This window comes from Ruminococcus sp. J1101004sp1_RTP21198st1_B9_RTP21198_201120, assembly GCF_040924245.1.
Classification (GTDB): Bacteria; Bacillota; Clostridia; order Lachnospirales; family Lachnospiraceae; genus Blautia_A; species Blautia_A faecis.
Genome location: NZ_JBCOMI010000012.1, coordinates 44,136 through 61,875 on the forward strand (window position 1 = coordinate 44,136; position 17,740 = coordinate 61,875).

The window sequence follows — 17,740 nt, forward strand, 5'->3', positions numbered from 1 at the left end:
CTGAAGGCATGTGTTGCTTTGAAGCATATCGCTGCCTGACATTACATATGGGCAATTAGGCCTGTTTATAAGAGTATGAGAAAAAAGTAAGGAGTTACTGTCCATTGGGGATATAGTAACGTAAGGAGGTCAACCTTGTTAGTACATTTACACGTAAAAAACCTTGCACTCATAGATGAAATAGAAGTGGAATTCGGACCCGGGCTGAATATCCTCACCGGTGAGACAGGTGCCGGTAAGTCCATTCTTCTCGGTTCCATGCAGCTGATCCTGGGAGGAAAGACGTCCAGAAGCATGATCAGGGAAAATGCGCCCTATGCACTGGTAGAGCTTTTATTCCAGGTTGAAAATACGAAAGCAAAAGAGGCACTTGCTGCACTTGATATTTATCCGGAGGACGGACAGATCCTCATGTCAAGAAAAATCATGGACGGCAGGAGCATTAATAAGATAAATGGGGAGACAAGCACTGTCAGCCAGATGAAGGCCGCTGCAGCCTGTCTTCTTGACATTCACGGGCAGCATGAGCACCAGTCCCTTCTCTATGAGGAGAAACAGCTGGAAATCCTGGATGCTTACGGCCGTGAGAAAATCTTTCCGGAAAAAGAGAAGGTGAAAGCTGCCTATCAGGAATATAAGAAATGTCAGGCAGAACTGAAATCTCTGGATATGGATGAAGAGCAGAAGAATCGGGAAATGGCTTTTCTGGAATTTGAGATCAATGAGATTGAGAAAGCATCTCTGGTTCCAGGAGAAGACGAAGAATTGGAAAAGCAGTATCGAAAGCTCTCCAATGGACGCAGAATTATCGATTCCCTGCAAAGTGCCCATGCCCTTACTGGATATGACGGACAGGGAGCCGGGGAAGCAGTGGGAGAGGCTCTTCGGGAACTTTCCAGAGTGACAGAGTACGATGAACAGCTGGAATCCCTTTCCCAGACCTTAAGCGAAGTGGACGGACTTCTCAATGATTTTAACAGGGAGCTGTCCTCCTATATGGATGACATGACTTTTGATGAGTCCGTATTTTATGAGACAGAGCGCCGCCTGGATCTGCTCAATGGTCTGAAAGCCAAATACGGTCAGCGTATCGAAGAAATTCAGGAATACCAGAAAAAACAGCAGGAGAAGCTGAATAAACTCCAGAAATATGAAGAAATTTTCGAGGCTGCCAGGGAAGAACTGAAAAAGGCAGAGAAAAAGCTGGAAGCAGCCTGCAGCCGTCTTTCGGAGGTTCGTAAAGAATACAGCCATCAGCTGGAGGAAAAGGTAATTCAGGGACTAAAAGACTTAAATTTCCTGGATGTACAGTTTGCCATCACGTTTTCCAGAAGAAGCAGTTTTACAGAAAATGGTTATGATGAAATCCAGTATGAAATTTCCACAAATCCGGGAGAAAGTCTGAAGCCCCTTGGTAAAATCGTATCCGGCGGTGAGCTTTCCAGAATCATGCTTGCCCTGAAGGCAATCCTGGCAGACCGCGACCAGATCGAAACACTGATTTTCGATGAAATAGATACGGGAATCAGTGGACGCACTGCCCAGAAGGTTTCTGAGAAAATGGCAGTGATCGGGCATCATCATCAGGTGCTCTGCATTACCCATCTTCCACAGATCGCAGCCATGGCAGATTCCCATTTTGAGATTGAGAAGCAGGTTGAAGGCACCAAGACCACCACTCAGATCCATCCTCTTGATGAAGAAGCCTCCATCCGCGAACTGGCCCGTCTTCTTGGGGGTGCCCAGATCACTGGCGCTGTGCTGGAAAATGCAAGGGAGATGAAAAAACTGGCCAGGGAGTGCAAGGCATAATTCCTTTTTGTAGATTGAGAAAATGAGTTTTCAAACATGTAAGTTGAAATCCTCTGTGAGACAGGCTCCTGTCTGACAGGGGATTTCTGAATATATCAGAAGCTTTTTCAGGCAGGCTCCGGAGCGAGTCTGAAAAATCATTCCCGCAATCTGCACGCCCCACTTTGCGGTATATTTTGCCCGAATTCAGTTGCCGTAGTCCGCTACGGCGCCCTCATCCGGGCAAAATCTCCCACAAATTGTGACGCACATCTTGCAGAAAGCCTTTTTCAGACACGCTCCAGCATGTTTTCAATAAAAATTCCATACCCACTTGCCGCATCCTGGACAAAAACGTGGGTTACCGCACCGATTACTTTTCCATTTTGCAGGATGGGACTGCCTGACATGCCCTGGACAATGCCGCCGGTGGTGTTAAGAAGCCGCTGATCGGTGATATGGATGATGAAACTTTTGTTAGTGTCCTCGTGGTTCATGTCGATTCTGGTGATTTCTGCATCGTATTCTTTTACTCCATTACCTACATCACACAGAATGGAAGCCGGACCGGTCTGTACTTCCTGTTTGTAGCCGATTTTCATCTGGCGGAGGGAAATTGGCAGAGAATCATTTCCGGAAAAACTGTCTGCAAAATCCCAGAAAGAAGTTTTGGACTGGTTAAAGCTTTCAGAAGCATTGACCGTATCATCTGAAGCAGAAGCTGCGGCCTGGAGCTCTGTAATATTATTGCCAGAACTGTTGGTGAAACTGCCGTAAATTCCATTTGAACTATTTACACGAATCTGTCCGATCACATTGTCATTTCTGTAACGGATCAGCCCGGAAAGTTCTCCGGGACTTCCTTTTTCCCCTTTTTGCACTCCGAGAATCTGGGCACAGTAAAGATTTCCTCCCTTTATTGACAAAAGATTTCCTGTGTCGATATCGCTGATTCCATGGCCAAGAGCACCGAAATTTCCGTCTTTTGTTACATAGGTAAGGGTTCCGATTCCCTGGGTGTCATCCCGGACCCAGATTCCAAGCTTGTACTTTCCGGAAGCATCCTGTGCCGGGGAGAGAGAGACCGGAATGGTACTGTTATTTCTTCGCACGCTTACCGTAACAGGCTTTCCATCAATAGTTTCCAGATCGTTAATTAAATCCTGCTTGCAGGATATTTTCTGCTCATTTAGTGCAACAATATAATCGCCAGGCTTTAAAATATTTTTTGCCGGATCCTGCATCTGCCCATTTTTAGAAAGGATTTCTCCGGTGTCGATCACAAGAACTCCGTCTGTTTCCATGTAAATCCCCACTGTGCTGCCACTGACCAGAATGGTGTCTGCCTCTGTTGGTTTCACTTTAATATTCTTGAAAGCTATTTTTCCAAAAAGTCTGCAAGGCAGTTGGTAGCTGCCTTCCCCGGAAGTAGTGATTGTATCTCCGAAAGATACAAAAGGAAGATTGGAAATCTGGGAAAGGTCAAGTCCTGAATTTTTGTCAATGTGTATTTCATCCGGAATTTTCCGGTCCAGATAACGATATCCCAGAAATACCATTGTCAGAAGGTCAAGGACAAGACAGAGCAGGATAAAATGTTTGTATTTTCGTTTCTGGTACATGTTTTCACATCCTTTTCTTTTGTTTTTCACTGTGCTGGTACAGCAAATATTAAGTAACCGCTATAGTGACTTGTCTGATTTTTCATATACTGTGTCAATATAGCAGAAACTTAATTTTCACTGTACTAGTATGGAGAAAAATCATGATTTCACTCTTGTATTTTTATGAACCTGTTCCATATCTTTCAATCATAAAACGCGAAAAAAATAAACTGTGTTAAATTGAGAGGCGGTGTAAAACGCTGTCTTAATATAAAAATCCCCTCAGAAAAAATGAAATTATTGTCGTTAAAAGACGCAAAAAAGCTCGAAACTAATCGAACGAAAATGCAGTAAAAACGGCAGTTTCGGCTTGATTTCCCCATGGCAGTTCCACTATAATAGACGTTGTTACAGCAAAGGAAAATTTTTCTGAAAAATGTGCAAGAGCAAACAGGGCCCTGCTGTTTTGTACAGGTGATAGGAAGATATTGGGAAGAAAAACGCGTTTGCTTCCTGATATCAGAAATATAGCAACTTTCCGGCTGTGGATTGCCGGAGAATTTTCAAAATAGTAGAAGGAGAATGGCCTCATGGAAAAATTGAATGTGGCAATTGCGGACGATAATGAGAAAATGGTGGAGGTACTGAGTAAGATCATTGATCAGGACGAAGAACTGAAACTGGTTGGAAAAGCACATAATGGAGAAGAAATCTGTAACATCATAAAGGAAAAACAGCCTGACGTGGTTGTACTGGATATTATCATGCCAAAAGTAGACGGACTTTCAGTGATGGAGCGCTTCAGTCACGATGAAAATTTGAAAAAAGTGCCGTCATTTATTGTGGTTTCGGCAGTGGGACAGGAGCGGATCACAGAGGACGCTTTTGATCTTGGAGCAGATTATTTTATGCTGAAGCCTTTTGACAACAAAATGCTGCTGAACCGAATCAAACACATCCGCCGGGCGGGAGAGAGACGCGTCAGGGAAATGAACCGTCCAAGACAAAAGGAAGAGGAAAATACTTACAATTCAGGAAATCTGGAAACGGATGTGACAGATATCATACATGAAATCGGAGTACCTGCACATATTAAAGGTTATCAGTATCTGCGGGATGCTATTATTTTATCCGTAAATGACATGGAAATGCTGAATTCTATTACAAAAATTTTATACCCAACCATAGCCAAACGCCATCAGACAACGCCAAGCCGCGTGGAGCGGGCTATCCGACATGCCATTGAAGTTGCATGGAGCCGTGGAAAAATGGATACCATTGACCAGCTGTTTGGCTATACAGTGAGCAATGGGAAAGGAAAACCTACCAATTCCGAGTTTATTGCACTGATTGCTGACAAAATCAGACTGGAATATAAAAATCGTTCTTTCCAATGAGCCGAATTTGGGGTATAATAAAAGACAGAAGCAGGTTACTGGCATTAAGTGGCAGTAACGCTATTTGCTATTACTAAGGAGGGTTTTTTGAATGAAAAGAATTCTTTTTGCAACATCAGAGGCAGTGCCTTTTATTAAGACCGGAGGATTGGCTGATGTAGCCGGCTCACTGCCGAAATGCTTTGATAAACGTTATTTTGATATTCGCGTGATCTTACCGAAATATGCCTGCATGAAGCAGGAATGGAAAGATAAAATGGAATATGTCACACACTTCTACATGGATCTTGGATACAAGAACTGTTATGTAGGTATTCTTCAGATGGAGTATGATGGCATTAAGTTCTACTTTATAGATAATGAGTATTATTTCAGTGGACCGAAGCCATATGACAGTGCTCCGTGGGATCTGGAGAAATTTGCATTCTTCTCCAAGGCAGTGCTTTCCGTACTTCCGGTAATCGATTTCCGCCCGGACATTATTCACTGCCATGACTGGCAGACAGGTCTTGTTCCGGTTTATCTGCACGACAGCTTCCAGCAGAATCAGTTTTTCTGGGGAATTAAGACCATCATGACCATACATAACCTGAAATTCCAGGGTGTATATGATGTAAAGACGATCAAGGAGCTTACAGGACTTTCCGATTACTATTTTACACCGGATAAGCTGGAAGCATACAAGGATGGCAACTTCCTGAAGGGTGGTATTGTATTTGCAGATGCTGTTACTACAGTAAGTAATACATATGCAGATGAGATCAAGACACCGTTCTATGGCGAAGGTCTGGACGGACTGCTCCGTGCACGCTCCAACAGTCTGCGTGGTATTGTAAATGGTATTGATTATAATGATTTTAATCCGGAGACAGATATTAATCTGTCAGCTCGTTATAATGCTACCACCTTCCGTAAGGAGAAGGTTAAGAATAAGATCCAGCTACAGAAAGATTTAGGACTTGAGCAGGATCCGAAGGCTATGATGATTGGTATTGTTTCCCGTCTGACAGATCAGAAGGGATTTGACCTGATCGCTTATATCATGGACGAGCTTTGTCAGGATAGTGTACAGATTGTAGCTCTTGGCACAGGAGATGAGCGCTATGAGAATATGTTCCGTCACTTTGACTGGAAATATCATGGCAAGGTTTCTGCACAGATTTATTACGATGAGAGCATGTCTCACAGAATCTATGCAGCTTCTGATGCATTTCTGATGCCGTCATTGTTTGAGCCATGCGGTCTGAGCCAGCTGATGAGCCTTCGTTATGGTACTCTTCCAATCGTCAGAGAGACAGGTGGTCTGAAGGATACGGTAGAGCCTTACAATGAATTCGAAGGAACCGGAACCGGATTTTCATTCAGCAATTACAATGCACATGAGATGCTTTCCACGATCCGCTATGCAGAGCACATTTACTATGACAAGAAGCGCGAATGGAATAAGATGGTAGACCGGGCTATGGCAAAGGATTTCTCATGGAGTAATTCCGCACGTCAGTATGAAGAGATGTACAACTGGCTGATCGGGGAATAATGATTCTGTAAGAAATATGCCATTTAAAGTACGGATATAGATATATATGGTACATAATATATACGGTACATAATAAGATGAAATTCGGACATACTACTTTCTGTAAAGTGTCCGCCTCAGGATACAGGAGAGATTAATTTTCTCCTGTATTTTGTATATATGGACATTTGAAGGCTGTCGAAAACAAAGGTTCCATACTGTTGGTTTTCGCTACAGAAATATTTTAGTTACTGTTCACTGGTAACATTCCGCGAGGTGTTTTTTGTGAACGTAGTTCACAGAAAACCCGAGAAGTGCGGCGCGAAATCATGCAAATGCATGATTTCTGTGCATCGCGAAGCGCGTTGCTGTGAACGGAGTGAACAGTAACATATTTTAACAGGAGGCAGGTTATATGAACCAAATTTCAGAACTGGATCTACAGAATTTACGTCACCTGATTGGCGGATTTGACACCACCCATTGTAAAATGGAGGAGTATGCAAGTAAGGCTACAGATGCCCAGGTAAAACAGTTTTTCCAGAAGTCTGCCCAGTCGGCAGTGGACTGCAAAAATCAGCTTATGCAGTATTTACAGTAGGAGGTGCCGCAGATGAATGAAAAAGTGATGGTAGCAGATACCCTTGCCGGAATTAACGGTGAACTGACCCGTTATGGGGAGATGATCCCTCAGACAGAGAATCCTCAGCTGAAACAAACCTTAAAACAGATGAGAAATCAGTGCGAGATGTCCCAGGAGGAGATTTACCAGATTGCCCGTGCAAGAGGCTATTATGTGCCGGCAGCTCAGGCAACAAGGGAAGAAGTGGATCATGTCAGAAGCGTGCTTAGCCAGGGATAAGAGGGGCTAGTGTTACTGGTCACGGAGTGAACAGTAATGAGATAGTAAATAACATCCGGGTTGCAGGAAATAATTCTTGTAATTCCGGATGTTTTGCTATATAGTAGAATTACTGACAGGAAAACGACAATATAAAAGTCGTATACGATTCATTTCAAAATTTACCGGAGTTTTGTCTGTCTCCGGGTATACAAGAATTTCACACCCGTATTCCGGGATGATTCCACCGGTGAAAATAACTTTACAGTTCGTTTGGCTTAACATGAAAAATAAAATTTTTATATGGCGAGTAGGGGCTTGACAAGTGAACTGATTTAAGATAGTATGTACTACAGAGAAACGAACATAGGTTCGTATTTGCGCAAGCAAGAAGATCCTGGCTGCTGTTCACTGGTAATGTTCCGCGAGGTGTTTTTGTGAACAAAGTTCACAGAAAACCCGAGAATTGCGGCGCGAAATCATGCTTTGCATGATTTCTGTGCATCGCGAAGCGCGTTACTGTGAACGGAGTGAACAGTAACAGATCCTGGCTGCTGTTCACGGATAAGGTTCTGCCAGGTGCCTTTTGTGAATGGTAACAGGTTATACAGTCCGGTTAATGATTACAGAAATTACTACGGACTTGTCTGATTATTAAGAATAGGAGATCGGAATAATGATAAATGAAGAGAAGAAGAAAGCGCTGGAAGCGGCTCTTGGACATATTGAGAAGCAATATGGCAAGGGCTCTGTAATGAAACTGGGTGAGTCCAGTGCCAATATGCAGGTGGAGACTGTTCCTACCGGTTCCCTGAGCCTTGACATTGCACTTGGGGTAGGCGGTGTGCCGAAGGGACGTATTATAGAAATCTACGGACCAGAGTCCAGTGGTAAGACCACTGTTGCATTACATATGGTAGCCGAGGTTCAGAAAAGAGGCGGAATTGCCGGTTTTATCGATGCCGAGCATGCTCTTGACCCTGTATATGCGAAGAACATCGGCGTAGATATTGATAATCTTTACATTTCCCAGCCGGATAATGGTGAGCAGGCTCTGGAGATTACAGAGACCATGGTTCGTTCCGGTGCAGTTGACATTATCATCGTGGATTCCGTTGCAGCTCTGGTTCCCAAGGCAGAGATTGATGGTGACATGGGAGACAGTCATGTAGGTTTGCAGGCACGTCTGATGTCACAGGCACTTCGTAAGCTGACCGCTATTATCAGTAAGTCTAACTGCGTTGTGATCTTTATCAACCAGCTCCGTGAGAAGGTTGGTGTTATGTTTGGTAACCCGGAGACAACTACTGGTGGACGTGCCCTTAAGTTCTATTCATCCATACGTCTTGATGTACGCCGTGTAGAGACATTGAAACAGGGCGGCGAGATGGTTGGAAACCACACCAGGATCAAGGTTGTTAAGAATAAGGTTGCTCCGCCATTTAAGCAGGCTGAGTTTGATATTATGTTTGGTACCGGCATCTCCAAGGAAGGGGATATCCTTGATCTTGCTGCTGAGAATTCCATTGTGAATAAGAGCGGTGCATGGTATGCATACGAAGGAAATAAGATCGGCCAGGGACGTGAGAATGCCAAGCTGTTCCTGAAAGAGCATCCGGACATCTGCGATGAGATTGAACGCAAGGTTCGTATCCATTATCACCTTCTTCCAGGTGAGGAAGAAGAGCAGCAGGATGTGAAGCAAGAAGAAACTACACCAGAATCTGACGCTCCGGCAGCAGAAGAGGAATAAAATATGGCGGTTACACCTGAAGAGCAAAAGAATGCCAGAAGAAAGGCAATGCTTCTTCTGGAGCATATGGACCGTACAGAGAAAGGCCTGTCTGACCGGCTGCGTCAGGCAGGCTTTTCAGCAGAAGCCACAGAGGATGCCATGAACTATGTGCGTTCCTATGGGTATCTGAACGATTACCGCTATGCCATGAATTATATTTCCTTCCGCATGGGAACCAAGAGCCGTCAGAAGATTCTCCAGGGGCTTTCAGGGAAAGGAATTGACCGCGAGACTGCCCTTGCAGCCTGGGAAGAGGCTGCAGAGATTGAAGAGCCAGATGAACTGGCCATTCTCCGAACTACAGTAGAGAAAAAGTGTCAGCCTGGTACTGCCCTGGACGAGAAGGGGATGCGCCGCCTCCAGGGATTTCTCCTTCGAAGAGGTTTTTCCTATGGAGATATTTCCCACGTGCTGGAAGACATGAATATTACCTGTGAGAGAAGCTATTGATAAATTGCTGGATTCTTTCTGTGCATCGCGAAGCGTGTTACTGGTCGCGGAGTGAACAGTAACGCTAGACGTTTCTTTGGAAATTTAAATTTTGTTTTTGTGTAGAAAAACTTGACATAATTCTAAAAAAAAGATAAACTTGTATTGTTGTGATTGCACAATGAAAACTAAATATTGAGGAGGTGCTCCTGTGACAACAATTATTGTTGCAGTTGTCGCTGTAGTAGCCACTCTACTGATTGCAGTTCCTATTACTAGTAAAGTTTCTGTGGATAACAAAGTTAAGAAAGACGCAGAAACGATTGGGTCAGCTGAAGAAAAGGCCAGAGGCATCATTGATGAAGCCTTAAAAGCGGCCGAAACAAAGAAACGTGAAACTTTATTGGAAGTAAAGGAAGAATCTCTCCGTACAAAGAACGAACTGGAGAAGGAAACCAAGGAACGTAGAAACGAACTGCAGAAATATGAGAAGCGTGTCTTATCGAAGGAAGAAACCGTTGATAAGAAAGCTGAAGCAGTTGAGAAGCGCGAGGCAGAGTGCACAGCGAGATTTGCTGAATTGCAGAAGAAAGAAAAGAGAGTAGATGAACTCGAGCTGAAAGGAGTACAGGAACTGGAACGTGTTTCCGGTCTGACCTCCGAACAGGCAAAAGAAGAATTGCTCAGATCTGTGGAAGACGATGTTAAAGTTGATGTTGCCAGACTTTACAAGGAACTTGAGAGCCAGGCGAAGGAAGAGGCAGGAAAGAAAGCCAAGGAATATGTGGTAAATGCCATTCAGAAATGTGCGGTAGACCATGTTGCCGAGACTACTATTTCCGTAGTGCAGCTTCCAAGCGATGAGATGAAGGGACGTATTATCGGACGTGAGGGACGTAATATCCGTACTATGGAGACCCTGACAGGTGTAGACCTTATCATTGATGATACTCCTGAGGCAGTAGTTCTCTCATCATTTGATCCTATCAGACGTGAAGTGGCAAGAGTAGCACTTGAGAAACTGATCGTAGATGGACGTATCCATCCGGCCAGAATCGAGGAAATGGTTGAGAAGGCACAGAAAGAAGTTGAAACTCAGATCCGCGAGGATGGCGAGAATGCAGCTATGGATGTTGGAGTTCATGGTATTCATCCAGAGCTTCTGAAACTTCTTGGACGTATGAAATTCCGTTCAAGTTATGGACAGAATGCGCTGAAGCATTCTATTGAAGTAGCACAGCTTTCCGGTCTGCTTGCCGGTGAAATTGGTGTAGACGTGCGCATGGCGAAACGTGCCGGTCTGCTTCATGATATCGGTAAATCTATTGACCATGAAGTTGAGGGATCCCATATTGAGATTGGTGTAAACCTTTGTAAGAAATATAAGGAATCACCTATTGTGATCAATGCGGTAGCAGCACACCACGGTGATGTGGAGCCAGAGAGCCTTATTGCCTGTATCGTGCAGGCAGCAGATGCGATTTCCGCGGCGCGTCCAGGTGCCAGAAGAGAGACACTGGAGACTTATACCAACAGACTGAAGCAGCTTGAGGATATTACCAATCAGTTCAAGGGGGTTGAGAAATCCTTTGCAATCCAGGCTGGTAGAGAAATCCGTGTTATGGTAGTTCCTGAGCATGTGAATGATTCTGAGATGGTACTTCTCGCAAGAGACATAGCGAAGCAGATTGAGGCTGAGCTTGAGTATCCGGGTCAGATCAAAGTCAATGTGATCCGCGAGAGCAGAGCTGTTGATTATGCCAAATAATCGGAGTTAATTTACATTAAGAAATATTAAGAAACCGCTTCCGCATTTTTCATACTATATGAAGGATGCGGAGGCGGTTTTTATTATGAAAGTCCCGGACGGCAGCCATGAACGAGCTATGCTTGCATGGGCTGATTCATGGAAAATCAAAAAGAATTTTTTTATGTAATTCATAATCAAATCATCGCTTGCGTACAATGGTACAGGGTGAATATATGGAAAATTTACTCAGTATCAAAAAGAAAAGTTTTTTTCCAGGACTGACTTTGCTGCTTGCAGGATTTCTTGCAGGAATGCTGATCCCGAACTTTATATACCGTTTTTCCTGGAAGCAGCAGGCATTTTCCGCAGTGTACCTTTTGGAAACCTATGGGAAAACAGAAGCAGGAGGAATCGATTATCTTTTGCAGATTCTCTGGATGCGCGGTGGGATTTTTTTCCTTTCTCTAATCTGTGGTTTTACTGTATTTGGAGTCCCTATGGCAATTATGGCGATGTTTTTTACCGGGATTGGACTGGGAATCGTATTTTCCATGTCTATTCTGCAGTTCGGACTTACCGGAGGCGCAGTTGCCGTAGCACTTCTTTTTCCGCATTATCTAATCTATCTGCCATTATGGGATTCGGTGTATCAGATGGTCTACAGGGAATCTATGGGAATCTGGCGCAATCATGGAATTTTTCCACAGAAAGTAAGCGCTTATCTCCTGAAAGTGCTCTTATATACAGCTTTATACGGTGTGGGAATTCTTTTGGAATGGCGTGTAAATCCATGGATTTTAAACAAAATTCTGGATTTTTCGAAATTTTTTGAATGAGAATAATATGAAAAATACAAGATATAGTATTGGTTACCATAAAAGCGACGTTATTTTGTAAAATGGGCAAAAAAAGCTTGTTTTTATACGATTTTTGGCCGAAAAAAAGGTTTGATTTTATGTCAATTACAAAGTATAATACAAATACATTTTAAGATCAGTTATTGTGGGGAGGTAGCCCGTTCCTGCAATAAAGCGTGAAAGAGCAAATGCAATGGACAATAGGAATTCCGGGCGAAATCTCCCACAAATTGTGACGCACATCTTACAGAAAGCCTTTTTCAAACACGCTCCAGAATCTTTTTCAAACATGGTCTAAAGCAGTATGATCGTGGACTATATGAAATGAATTTATAACAAAAGAGACAGGAAGTAAACAATATGGAACAGGAAATACGCGAGTTTATTGAATACTTACATAATACGAAAAAAACATCCCAGAATACAGAGGTTTCCTATCAGCGGGATCTGAACAAGATGGCTGCATACCTGGAAATGAAGGGGATTATGAAAGCGGAAGATGTCCGTGAATTTGATCTTATGGGATACATGGATTATATGGAGAAAGAGAACTTCGCGTCATCCACTATTTCAAGAAGTGTTGCTTCCATGCGTGCTTTTTTTCAACACATGTTTGCACTTAGGAAGATGGAAGAGAACCCCACAGATAATCTGAAATCTCCAAAGGTAGAGAAGAAGCTTCCGGAGATTCTCAGTATTCAGGAAGTTGACGATCTTTTGAAGCAGCCAGATCTGACTACGCCTAAGGGAATTCGGGATAAGGCTATGTTAGAGCTTTTATATGCTACTGGTATGCGTGTCAGCGAACTGATCCATCTGGAGACCACAGATGTAAACCTTCAGCTTGGCTATGTGGTTTGCCAGGAGAATAAAGAGCGTATCATTCCGATTGGAAATGTAAGCAAGGAAGCGTTGAATCTTTATCTTGAAGAGGGACGTAAGGTATTTGTGAAAGATGATTCAGAGCATGCGCTGTTCACAAATTGCTCCGGTAAGGCCATGAGCCGTCAGGGATTCTGGAAAATGCTGAAAGGCTATGCCCAGGAGGCTGGAATTCACAGAGATATTACGCCACATACATTGAGACATTCTTTTGCAGTACATATGCTGCAGAATGGAGCAGACATCCGAAGCGTCCAGGAAATGCTGGGACATTCCGATATTTCTACGACTCAGGTATATTTAAGCATGAATATTAATCGGATGCGAGATGTGTATATGAAAGCACATCCAAGACATTGAGAAGAGCGGATAAGATGATAACTGTCCATGGGTGAGACCTGTGGGCAGTTTTTTATGTAATAGGAAATTCCGTTGGAATTTCCTATTACATAAAAAGCCCTACCGGGCAGGATCGCACTGTGGCGGAAAGGTAGTTGTCGCTCGAGGCGACCCGCCGCAGGCGGAGAATCCTGCAAGCAGGATTCTTTTTTATGCAATAGGAAATTTTGCAAAGTAAGATTCTTTCTTGTATTATAAAATTGTCTGACCGAAAATGCTATCGGAAGATATTAGAGTGTGCCTAAAAAAATCTCCCGCATTCCGAAATCAGAATACAGGAGATAAATAAATATTATTTCTGAAAATATACCGCAAAGTGGGGCGTGCAGATTGCGGAAATGATTTTTCAAACAGGTGCTAGCACATCTCAGCGATTGTATAAAGCAGCTTCTCAGATTCTTCCCATCCAAGACAAGCATCTGTAATGGATTTACCATATACATGATTTGGTCCGATTTTCTGATTGCCTGGCTCAATGTAGCTCTCGATCATAAGACCCTTTACCAGTCCACGAACATCAGAATCAACCTGACGGCTGTGAAGAACTTCTTTGGCAATACGGATCTGCTGCTCGTACTGCTTGTTGGAGTTGGAATGGTTGGTATCCACGATGGTAGCCATGTTCTTCAGGTTCTTAGCGGAATATTTCTCGAAAAGAAGACGAAGATCTTCGTAATGGTAGTTGGGAATAGCTTCTCCGTGTTTGTTTACAGCACCACGAAGAATGGTATGTGTCAACTCATTTCCAGTAGTTTCAACTTCCCATCCCCTGTAGATAAATGTATGGCTTCCCTGAGCTGCAACAACAGAGTTCAGCATAACACTGAAGTCACCACTTGTAGGATTCTTCATTCCCGCCGGAACATCCATACCGCTGACAGTGAGACGGTGCTGCTGATCCTCAACAGAACGTGCTCCTACAGCAACATAGGAAAGAAGATCGGAAAGGTAACGCCAGTTCTCTGGGTAAAGCATCTCGTCCGCACAGGTAAATCCGCTCTCCTCAATAGCGCGGATGTGCATTTTACGGATGGCAACAAGACCGGCAAGCATATTAGGTTTTTTCTCCGGATCTGGCTGGTGTACCATTCCTTTATAACCCTCTCCGGTAGTACGGGGTTTATTTGTATAAACACGAGGAATGATTAAAACTTTATCCGCGATCTTGTCCTGAACTTTGCGAAGTCTCAGCAGATAGTCGCATACAGCATCTTCATTATCTGCAGAACAGGGACCAATGATTGCAAGAAATTTATCGGATTTTCCGGTGAATACGTCACGGATTTCCTGATCACGTTTCTCTTTCAGTGCCTTGATCTTTGCATCAATGGGATATTGGTTGCGGATCTCGTCGGGGGTTGGAAGCTTTTTGATGAATTCAAATCCCATGGTATTTTCTCCTTTTATCGGCAAAATTTGTTTTCGATTCAATATTATAGACTATGATGGAAAAAATGTCGATAGGCAAATTGCAGGAATGATTTTTCAAACACGCTCCAGTCTGTTTAGATAAATGAAATGAAGCAAGGTAAGAATTAGTTGGGAAAGGAGCATTCCGTAAAAATATCCACGGATTCCAAGCACAGGAATGGAAAAGAAAACAAATCCAATTCGGATACACACTCCTGCAATATTGTGAAAAAGGCAGGTATCCGGGCGCCCGAGGCCGTTCAGAATACTTTCCAGTGCAGTATTTGTATAAAGAAAAGGGCAGATAAAAGCTAACGTCCTTATGTAAATCCCCGCAGTTTCACTGTGAAAAAGAAAATTTCCCAGTGATTTTCCGAAAATAAAGAAAAAGAATGTACAGAAGGCTCCGAAGAAAAAGCAGTTTTCACAGGTGCGGCGGATCACATGACGGATTTTTTTTTCATGACCGAGGGCCTGTAAACTAGCCACAGAAGGCATCAGCATAACAGAGGCAGAATTTGTCAGTGTTGCCGGGAAAAGAATCAGCGGCAGCGCCATTCCGGTAAAAATTCCGTACACAGACAGGGAATCAGTCCGATTTATTCCAGCCAGAAGCAGTCTTTGGGGAATAAGAACCATTTCGATGCCAGAGAGTAAGGTAAGCAGCAGCCGGTTGACAGAATGGGGAACTGCAATCTGGGCGATCTCTTTTATAAGAGCATTTATGGAAGTGGCAGTATTGTTTTTGGCAGAAGCTGGTTGTATATGTGAAATATATTTTACAGCAGAAGGTGAATTTCTGTGAGTGCCTTTGTTTATACGAGAAAATACTCGTAAAATACGTCGAAGCAGTCTGGCGGCTGGTTTGTAATTTTCCCTGGAAAAATCCAGCCCAAGCGCCAACATACATGCTGCAGTGGCTGTAAGCTCACTGAAAAGTGCACCTCCGGCCGCTATTACAGGGGTAATCTCTTTTTTCTGGGAAATCAGAATCAGGTAGATCACGTAAGTGCTGCCAATCCGGGAAGTCTGCTCAAGAAGCAGGATAAAAGCTGGAATTCCAGTCGTTTTTCTGGCATAATAAAAGCTGTTTACGCATGAATGCAAGGCTGCAAAAGGAAAACTAAAGGCAAGAATACGAAGCAGAACCGTAGTACGCGGCTCTTTTAACAAAGCAGAAGCCACAAAATCTGCATTCCAATAGACCAGAAAAGATAAAAGTCCGCAAAGTGCCATCGAAAGAAATGTTCCAAGAAGCAGCGCATCTCTGGACTCTTTTTCTTTTCCAAGGGCAGTGAAAGAGGCACACAGCCTGGAAATAGCAGCCTGAATGCCCATACAGCAGGCTGCCAGTACGATTGCGTGAACCGGAAGCGTAAGCTGGTAAATTCCCACTCCCTGTGCACCAATAGTATGAGATAAGAATATTCTATAGAAGAAACCCATCAGGCGGCTGACAAGGCCGGTAAGAGTAAGAATCAGGGTTCCTTTGATAAAAAGTTTGTCAGACATAAGAATCCGCCTATCCTCTTCATCCTTTTAGTTAGTTTATGCTGTAAATGTGCCTTGACAGAACTGCTATTATCTGGTAAAGTGGGATAGAAATCCAAGAGAAATACTAGGAAATAGAAAAGTACCTAAGGAGATAGATGAAATAACCCTTTCCCGGGAGTCTTTCATATCGAATTGATACCAATAAACCAGGAGGAAGAAAAATGGGAAAAATGATATATCTGGATAATGCGGCTACTACCAAGACCGCTCCGGAAGTAGTAGAAGCAATGCTTCCTTATTTTACCGAAATGTATGGAAATCCATCCAGCATTTACGACTTCGCATCCAAGAGCAAAGAAGGCGTCAGCAAGGCAAGAGGCCAGATCGCAGATGCACTTGGTGCCAAGAAAGAAGAAATCTATTTCACAGCTGGCGGTTCAGAGTCTGATAACTGGGCACTGAAAGCCACCTTTGAAGCATATAAATCCAAAGGAAACCACATCATCACAACCAAGATCGAGCATCATGCAATCCTTCACACCTGCGAATATCTTGAGAAAGAGCGCGGAGCGAAGATCACATATCTTGATGTAGATGAGAATGGTATTGTGAAGCTTGACGAGCTTGAGAAAGCAATCACACCAGAGACCATCCTAATCTCCGTTATGTTTGCAAACAACGAGATTGGATCTATTCAGCCAATCAAAGAGATCGGTGCAATTGCCAAAGAGCACGGCATCCTTTTCCACACAGATGCAGTACAGGCTTTTGGACAGGTGCCGATCAATGTAGATGAATTAGGAATCGATATGCTCAGCTCCAGTGGACACAAGCTGAATGGACCGAAGGGAATCGGCTTCCTTTACATCCGTAAGGGTGTTAAGATCCGTTCCTTTGTACACGGTGGAGCGCAGGAGAGAAAGCGCCGCGCAGGTACAGAGAATGTTCCTGGAATCGTAGGTTACGGTGTTGCTGCAGATCGTGCAGTCCGCACTATGAAAGAACGTACAGACAAAGAGATTCAGGTAAGAGATCATTTCATTGAAAGAATCCTGAAAGAGATTCCGTATGTGAAATTAAATGGTGACCGTACCAAACGTCTTCCAAATAACGTAAATGTAAGCTTCCAGTTCATCGAAGGAGAGTCCATGCTGCTCATGCTTGACAATTATGGCATCTGTGCATCCAGCGGTTCCGCCTGTACATCAGGCTCTCTGGATCCGTCCCATGTACTTCTGGCAATCGGACTCCCGCATGAGATTGCACATGGTTCCCTGCGTATGACCTTAAGCGAGGAGACTACCATGGAAGATGCTGATTTTGTAGTAGATAAGCTGAAAGAAATCGTAGCTTACCTGAGATCAATGTCTCCATTATATGAAGATTTTATAAAAAAACAGTAACTGTTCAGTACCTTCACAGTTACACGCTTCGCGATGCACAGAAATCATGCTTTGCATGATTTCGCGCCGACATTCTCGGGCTTTCTGTGAACTACGTTCACAAAAAACACCTCGCGGAATAGTGCCTGCTGAATAGTTAAAAAAATAAAAAATTTGATTAAAACACTTGCCA

At 43.5% G+C, this 17,740-nt stretch carries 15 protein-coding genes and 3 pseudogenes; 13 read left to right on the top strand and 5 right to left on the bottom strand.

Going from position 1 to position 17,740, the window contains the following annotated elements; genetic code table 11:
- The first annotated feature begins 135 nt into the window (after positions 1-135).
- Positions 136-1,812: a DNA repair protein RecN gene (gene recN / locus AB5618_RS09920; protein ID WP_368366719.1), complete on the top strand. Its 1,677-nt coding sequence runs from the start codon at positions 136-138 to the stop codon at positions 1,810-1,812.
- A gap of 30 nt (positions 1,813-1,842) precedes the next feature.
- Here the strand turns inward: recN and AB5618_RS09925 are convergent.
- A pseudogene (locus AB5618_RS09925) lies at positions 1,843-2,025 on the bottom strand (DUF6783 domain-containing protein); the annotation flags it as partial.
- Here AB5618_RS09925 and AB5618_RS09930 point away from each other — a divergent pair.
- Positions 2,002-2,052 (top strand): annotated as a pseudogene (locus AB5618_RS09930) (DUF6783 domain-containing protein); the annotation flags it as partial. The pseudogenes AB5618_RS09925 and AB5618_RS09930 sit on opposite strands and share 24 nt — an antisense overlap.
- Positions 2,053-2,081: 29 nt before the next feature.
- On the opposite strand, the gene AB5618_RS09935 reads toward AB5618_RS09930, so the two are convergent.
- On the bottom strand, positions 2,082-3,413 hold the full coding sequence (locus tag AB5618_RS09935) for a SpoIVB peptidase S55 domain-containing protein (protein ID WP_227200050.1): 1,332 nt from the start codon (positions 3,411-3,413) through the stop codon (positions 2,082-2,084).
- 572 nt (positions 3,414-3,985) lie between these two features.
- On the opposite strand from AB5618_RS09935, the gene spo0A reads away from it, so the two are divergent.
- The 8 genes from spo0A to AB5618_RS09975 all read left to right on the top strand — a co-directional run bounded on the left by spo0A (position 3,986) and on the right by AB5618_RS09975 (position 11,959).
- Entirely contained in the window at positions 3,986-4,792 is an 807-nt protein-coding gene (gene spo0A, locus AB5618_RS09940; RefSeq protein WP_118580999.1) for a sporulation transcription factor Spo0A, read from the top strand.
- Between the two features lie 91 nt (positions 4,793-4,883).
- Complete coding sequence (gene glgA / locus AB5618_RS09945) at positions 4,884-6,329, top strand: glycogen synthase GlgA (RefSeq protein WP_118580996.1); 1,446 nt, start codon at positions 4,884-4,886, stop codon at positions 6,327-6,329.
- A 394-nt stretch (positions 6,330-6,723) separates the two neighbouring features.
- Positions 6,724-6,909 carry a hypothetical protein gene (locus AB5618_RS09950; protein WP_148462515.1) on the top strand — a complete coding sequence of 62 codons (186 nt, stop codon included), beginning with the start codon at positions 6,724-6,726 and terminating at the stop codon, positions 6,907-6,909.
- 12 nt (positions 6,910-6,921) lie between these two features.
- Positions 6,922-7,170 (top strand): spore coat protein, encoded by a 249-nt coding sequence (locus AB5618_RS09955; RefSeq protein ID WP_118580993.1) that lies wholly within the window; start codon positions 6,922-6,924, stop codon positions 7,168-7,170.
- A 655-nt stretch (positions 7,171-7,825) separates the two neighbouring features.
- Positions 7,826-8,902, top strand: coding sequence for a recombinase RecA (gene recA / locus AB5618_RS09960; protein WP_118580990.1), 1,077 nt, complete (start codon positions 7,826-7,828; stop codon positions 8,900-8,902).
- A gap of 3 nt (positions 8,903-8,905) precedes the next feature.
- Positions 8,906-9,394 (top strand): regulatory protein RecX, encoded by a 489-nt coding sequence (locus tag AB5618_RS09965; RefSeq protein ID WP_173718391.1) that lies wholly within the window; start codon positions 8,906-8,908, stop codon positions 9,392-9,394.
- A gap of 190 nt (positions 9,395-9,584) precedes the next feature.
- On the top strand, positions 9,585-11,141 hold the full coding sequence (rny, locus tag AB5618_RS09970) for a ribonuclease Y (RefSeq protein WP_118580984.1): 1,557 nt from the start codon (positions 9,585-9,587) through the stop codon (positions 11,139-11,141).
- 215 nt (positions 11,142-11,356) lie between these two features.
- The gene (locus AB5618_RS09975; protein ID WP_173718392.1) at positions 11,357-11,959 is read left to right on the top strand and encodes a stage II sporulation protein M; all 603 of its coding nucleotides are present in this window, start codon (positions 11,357-11,359) and stop codon (positions 11,957-11,959) included.
- Between the two features lie 126 nt (positions 11,960-12,085).
- On the opposite strand, the gene AB5618_RS09980 is transcribed toward AB5618_RS09975, so the two are convergent.
- Positions 12,086-12,244, bottom strand: coding sequence for a DUF6783 domain-containing protein (locus AB5618_RS09980; protein ID WP_368072541.1), 159 nt, complete (start codon positions 12,242-12,244; stop codon positions 12,086-12,088).
- On the opposite strand from AB5618_RS09980, the pseudogene AB5618_RS09985 reads away from it, so the two are divergent.
- Together AB5618_RS09985 and xerD are read left to right on the top strand one after the other, a co-directional pair.
- Positions 12,203-12,316 (top strand): annotated as a pseudogene (locus AB5618_RS09985) (DUF6783 domain-containing protein); the annotation flags it as partial. The gene AB5618_RS09980 and the pseudogene AB5618_RS09985 overlap by 42 nt on opposite strands.
- 24 nt (positions 12,317-12,340) lie before the next feature.
- Entirely contained in the window at positions 12,341-13,222 is an 882-nt protein-coding gene (gene xerD / locus AB5618_RS09990) for a site-specific tyrosine recombinase XerD (protein ID WP_173718393.1), read from the top strand.
- A gap of 396 nt (positions 13,223-13,618) precedes the next feature.
- Here the strand turns inward: xerD and AB5618_RS09995 are convergent, their stop codons facing one another.
- Both AB5618_RS09995 and AB5618_RS10000 read right to left on the bottom strand, forming a co-directional pair.
- Positions 13,619-14,650 carry a 3-deoxy-7-phosphoheptulonate synthase gene (locus AB5618_RS09995; protein ID WP_118580970.1) on the bottom strand — a complete coding sequence of 344 codons (1,032 nt, stop codon included), beginning with the start codon at positions 14,648-14,650 and terminating at the stop codon, positions 13,619-13,621.
- Positions 14,651-14,746: 96 nt separating this feature from the next.
- The gene (locus tag AB5618_RS10000) at positions 14,747-16,183 is read right to left on the bottom strand and encodes an MATE family efflux transporter (protein WP_226837141.1); all 1,437 of its coding nucleotides are present in this window, start codon (positions 16,181-16,183) and stop codon (positions 14,747-14,749) included.
- A 203-nt stretch (positions 16,184-16,386) separates the two neighbouring features.
- Here AB5618_RS10000 and nifS point away from each other — a divergent pair, with 203 nt between their 5' ends.
- Positions 16,387-17,568, top strand: a complete 1,182-nt coding sequence (gene nifS / locus AB5618_RS10005) for a cysteine desulfurase NifS (protein WP_148462508.1) — start codon at positions 16,387-16,389, stop codon at positions 17,566-17,568.
- The last annotated feature ends 172 nt before the right edge of the window (positions 17,569-17,740 follow it).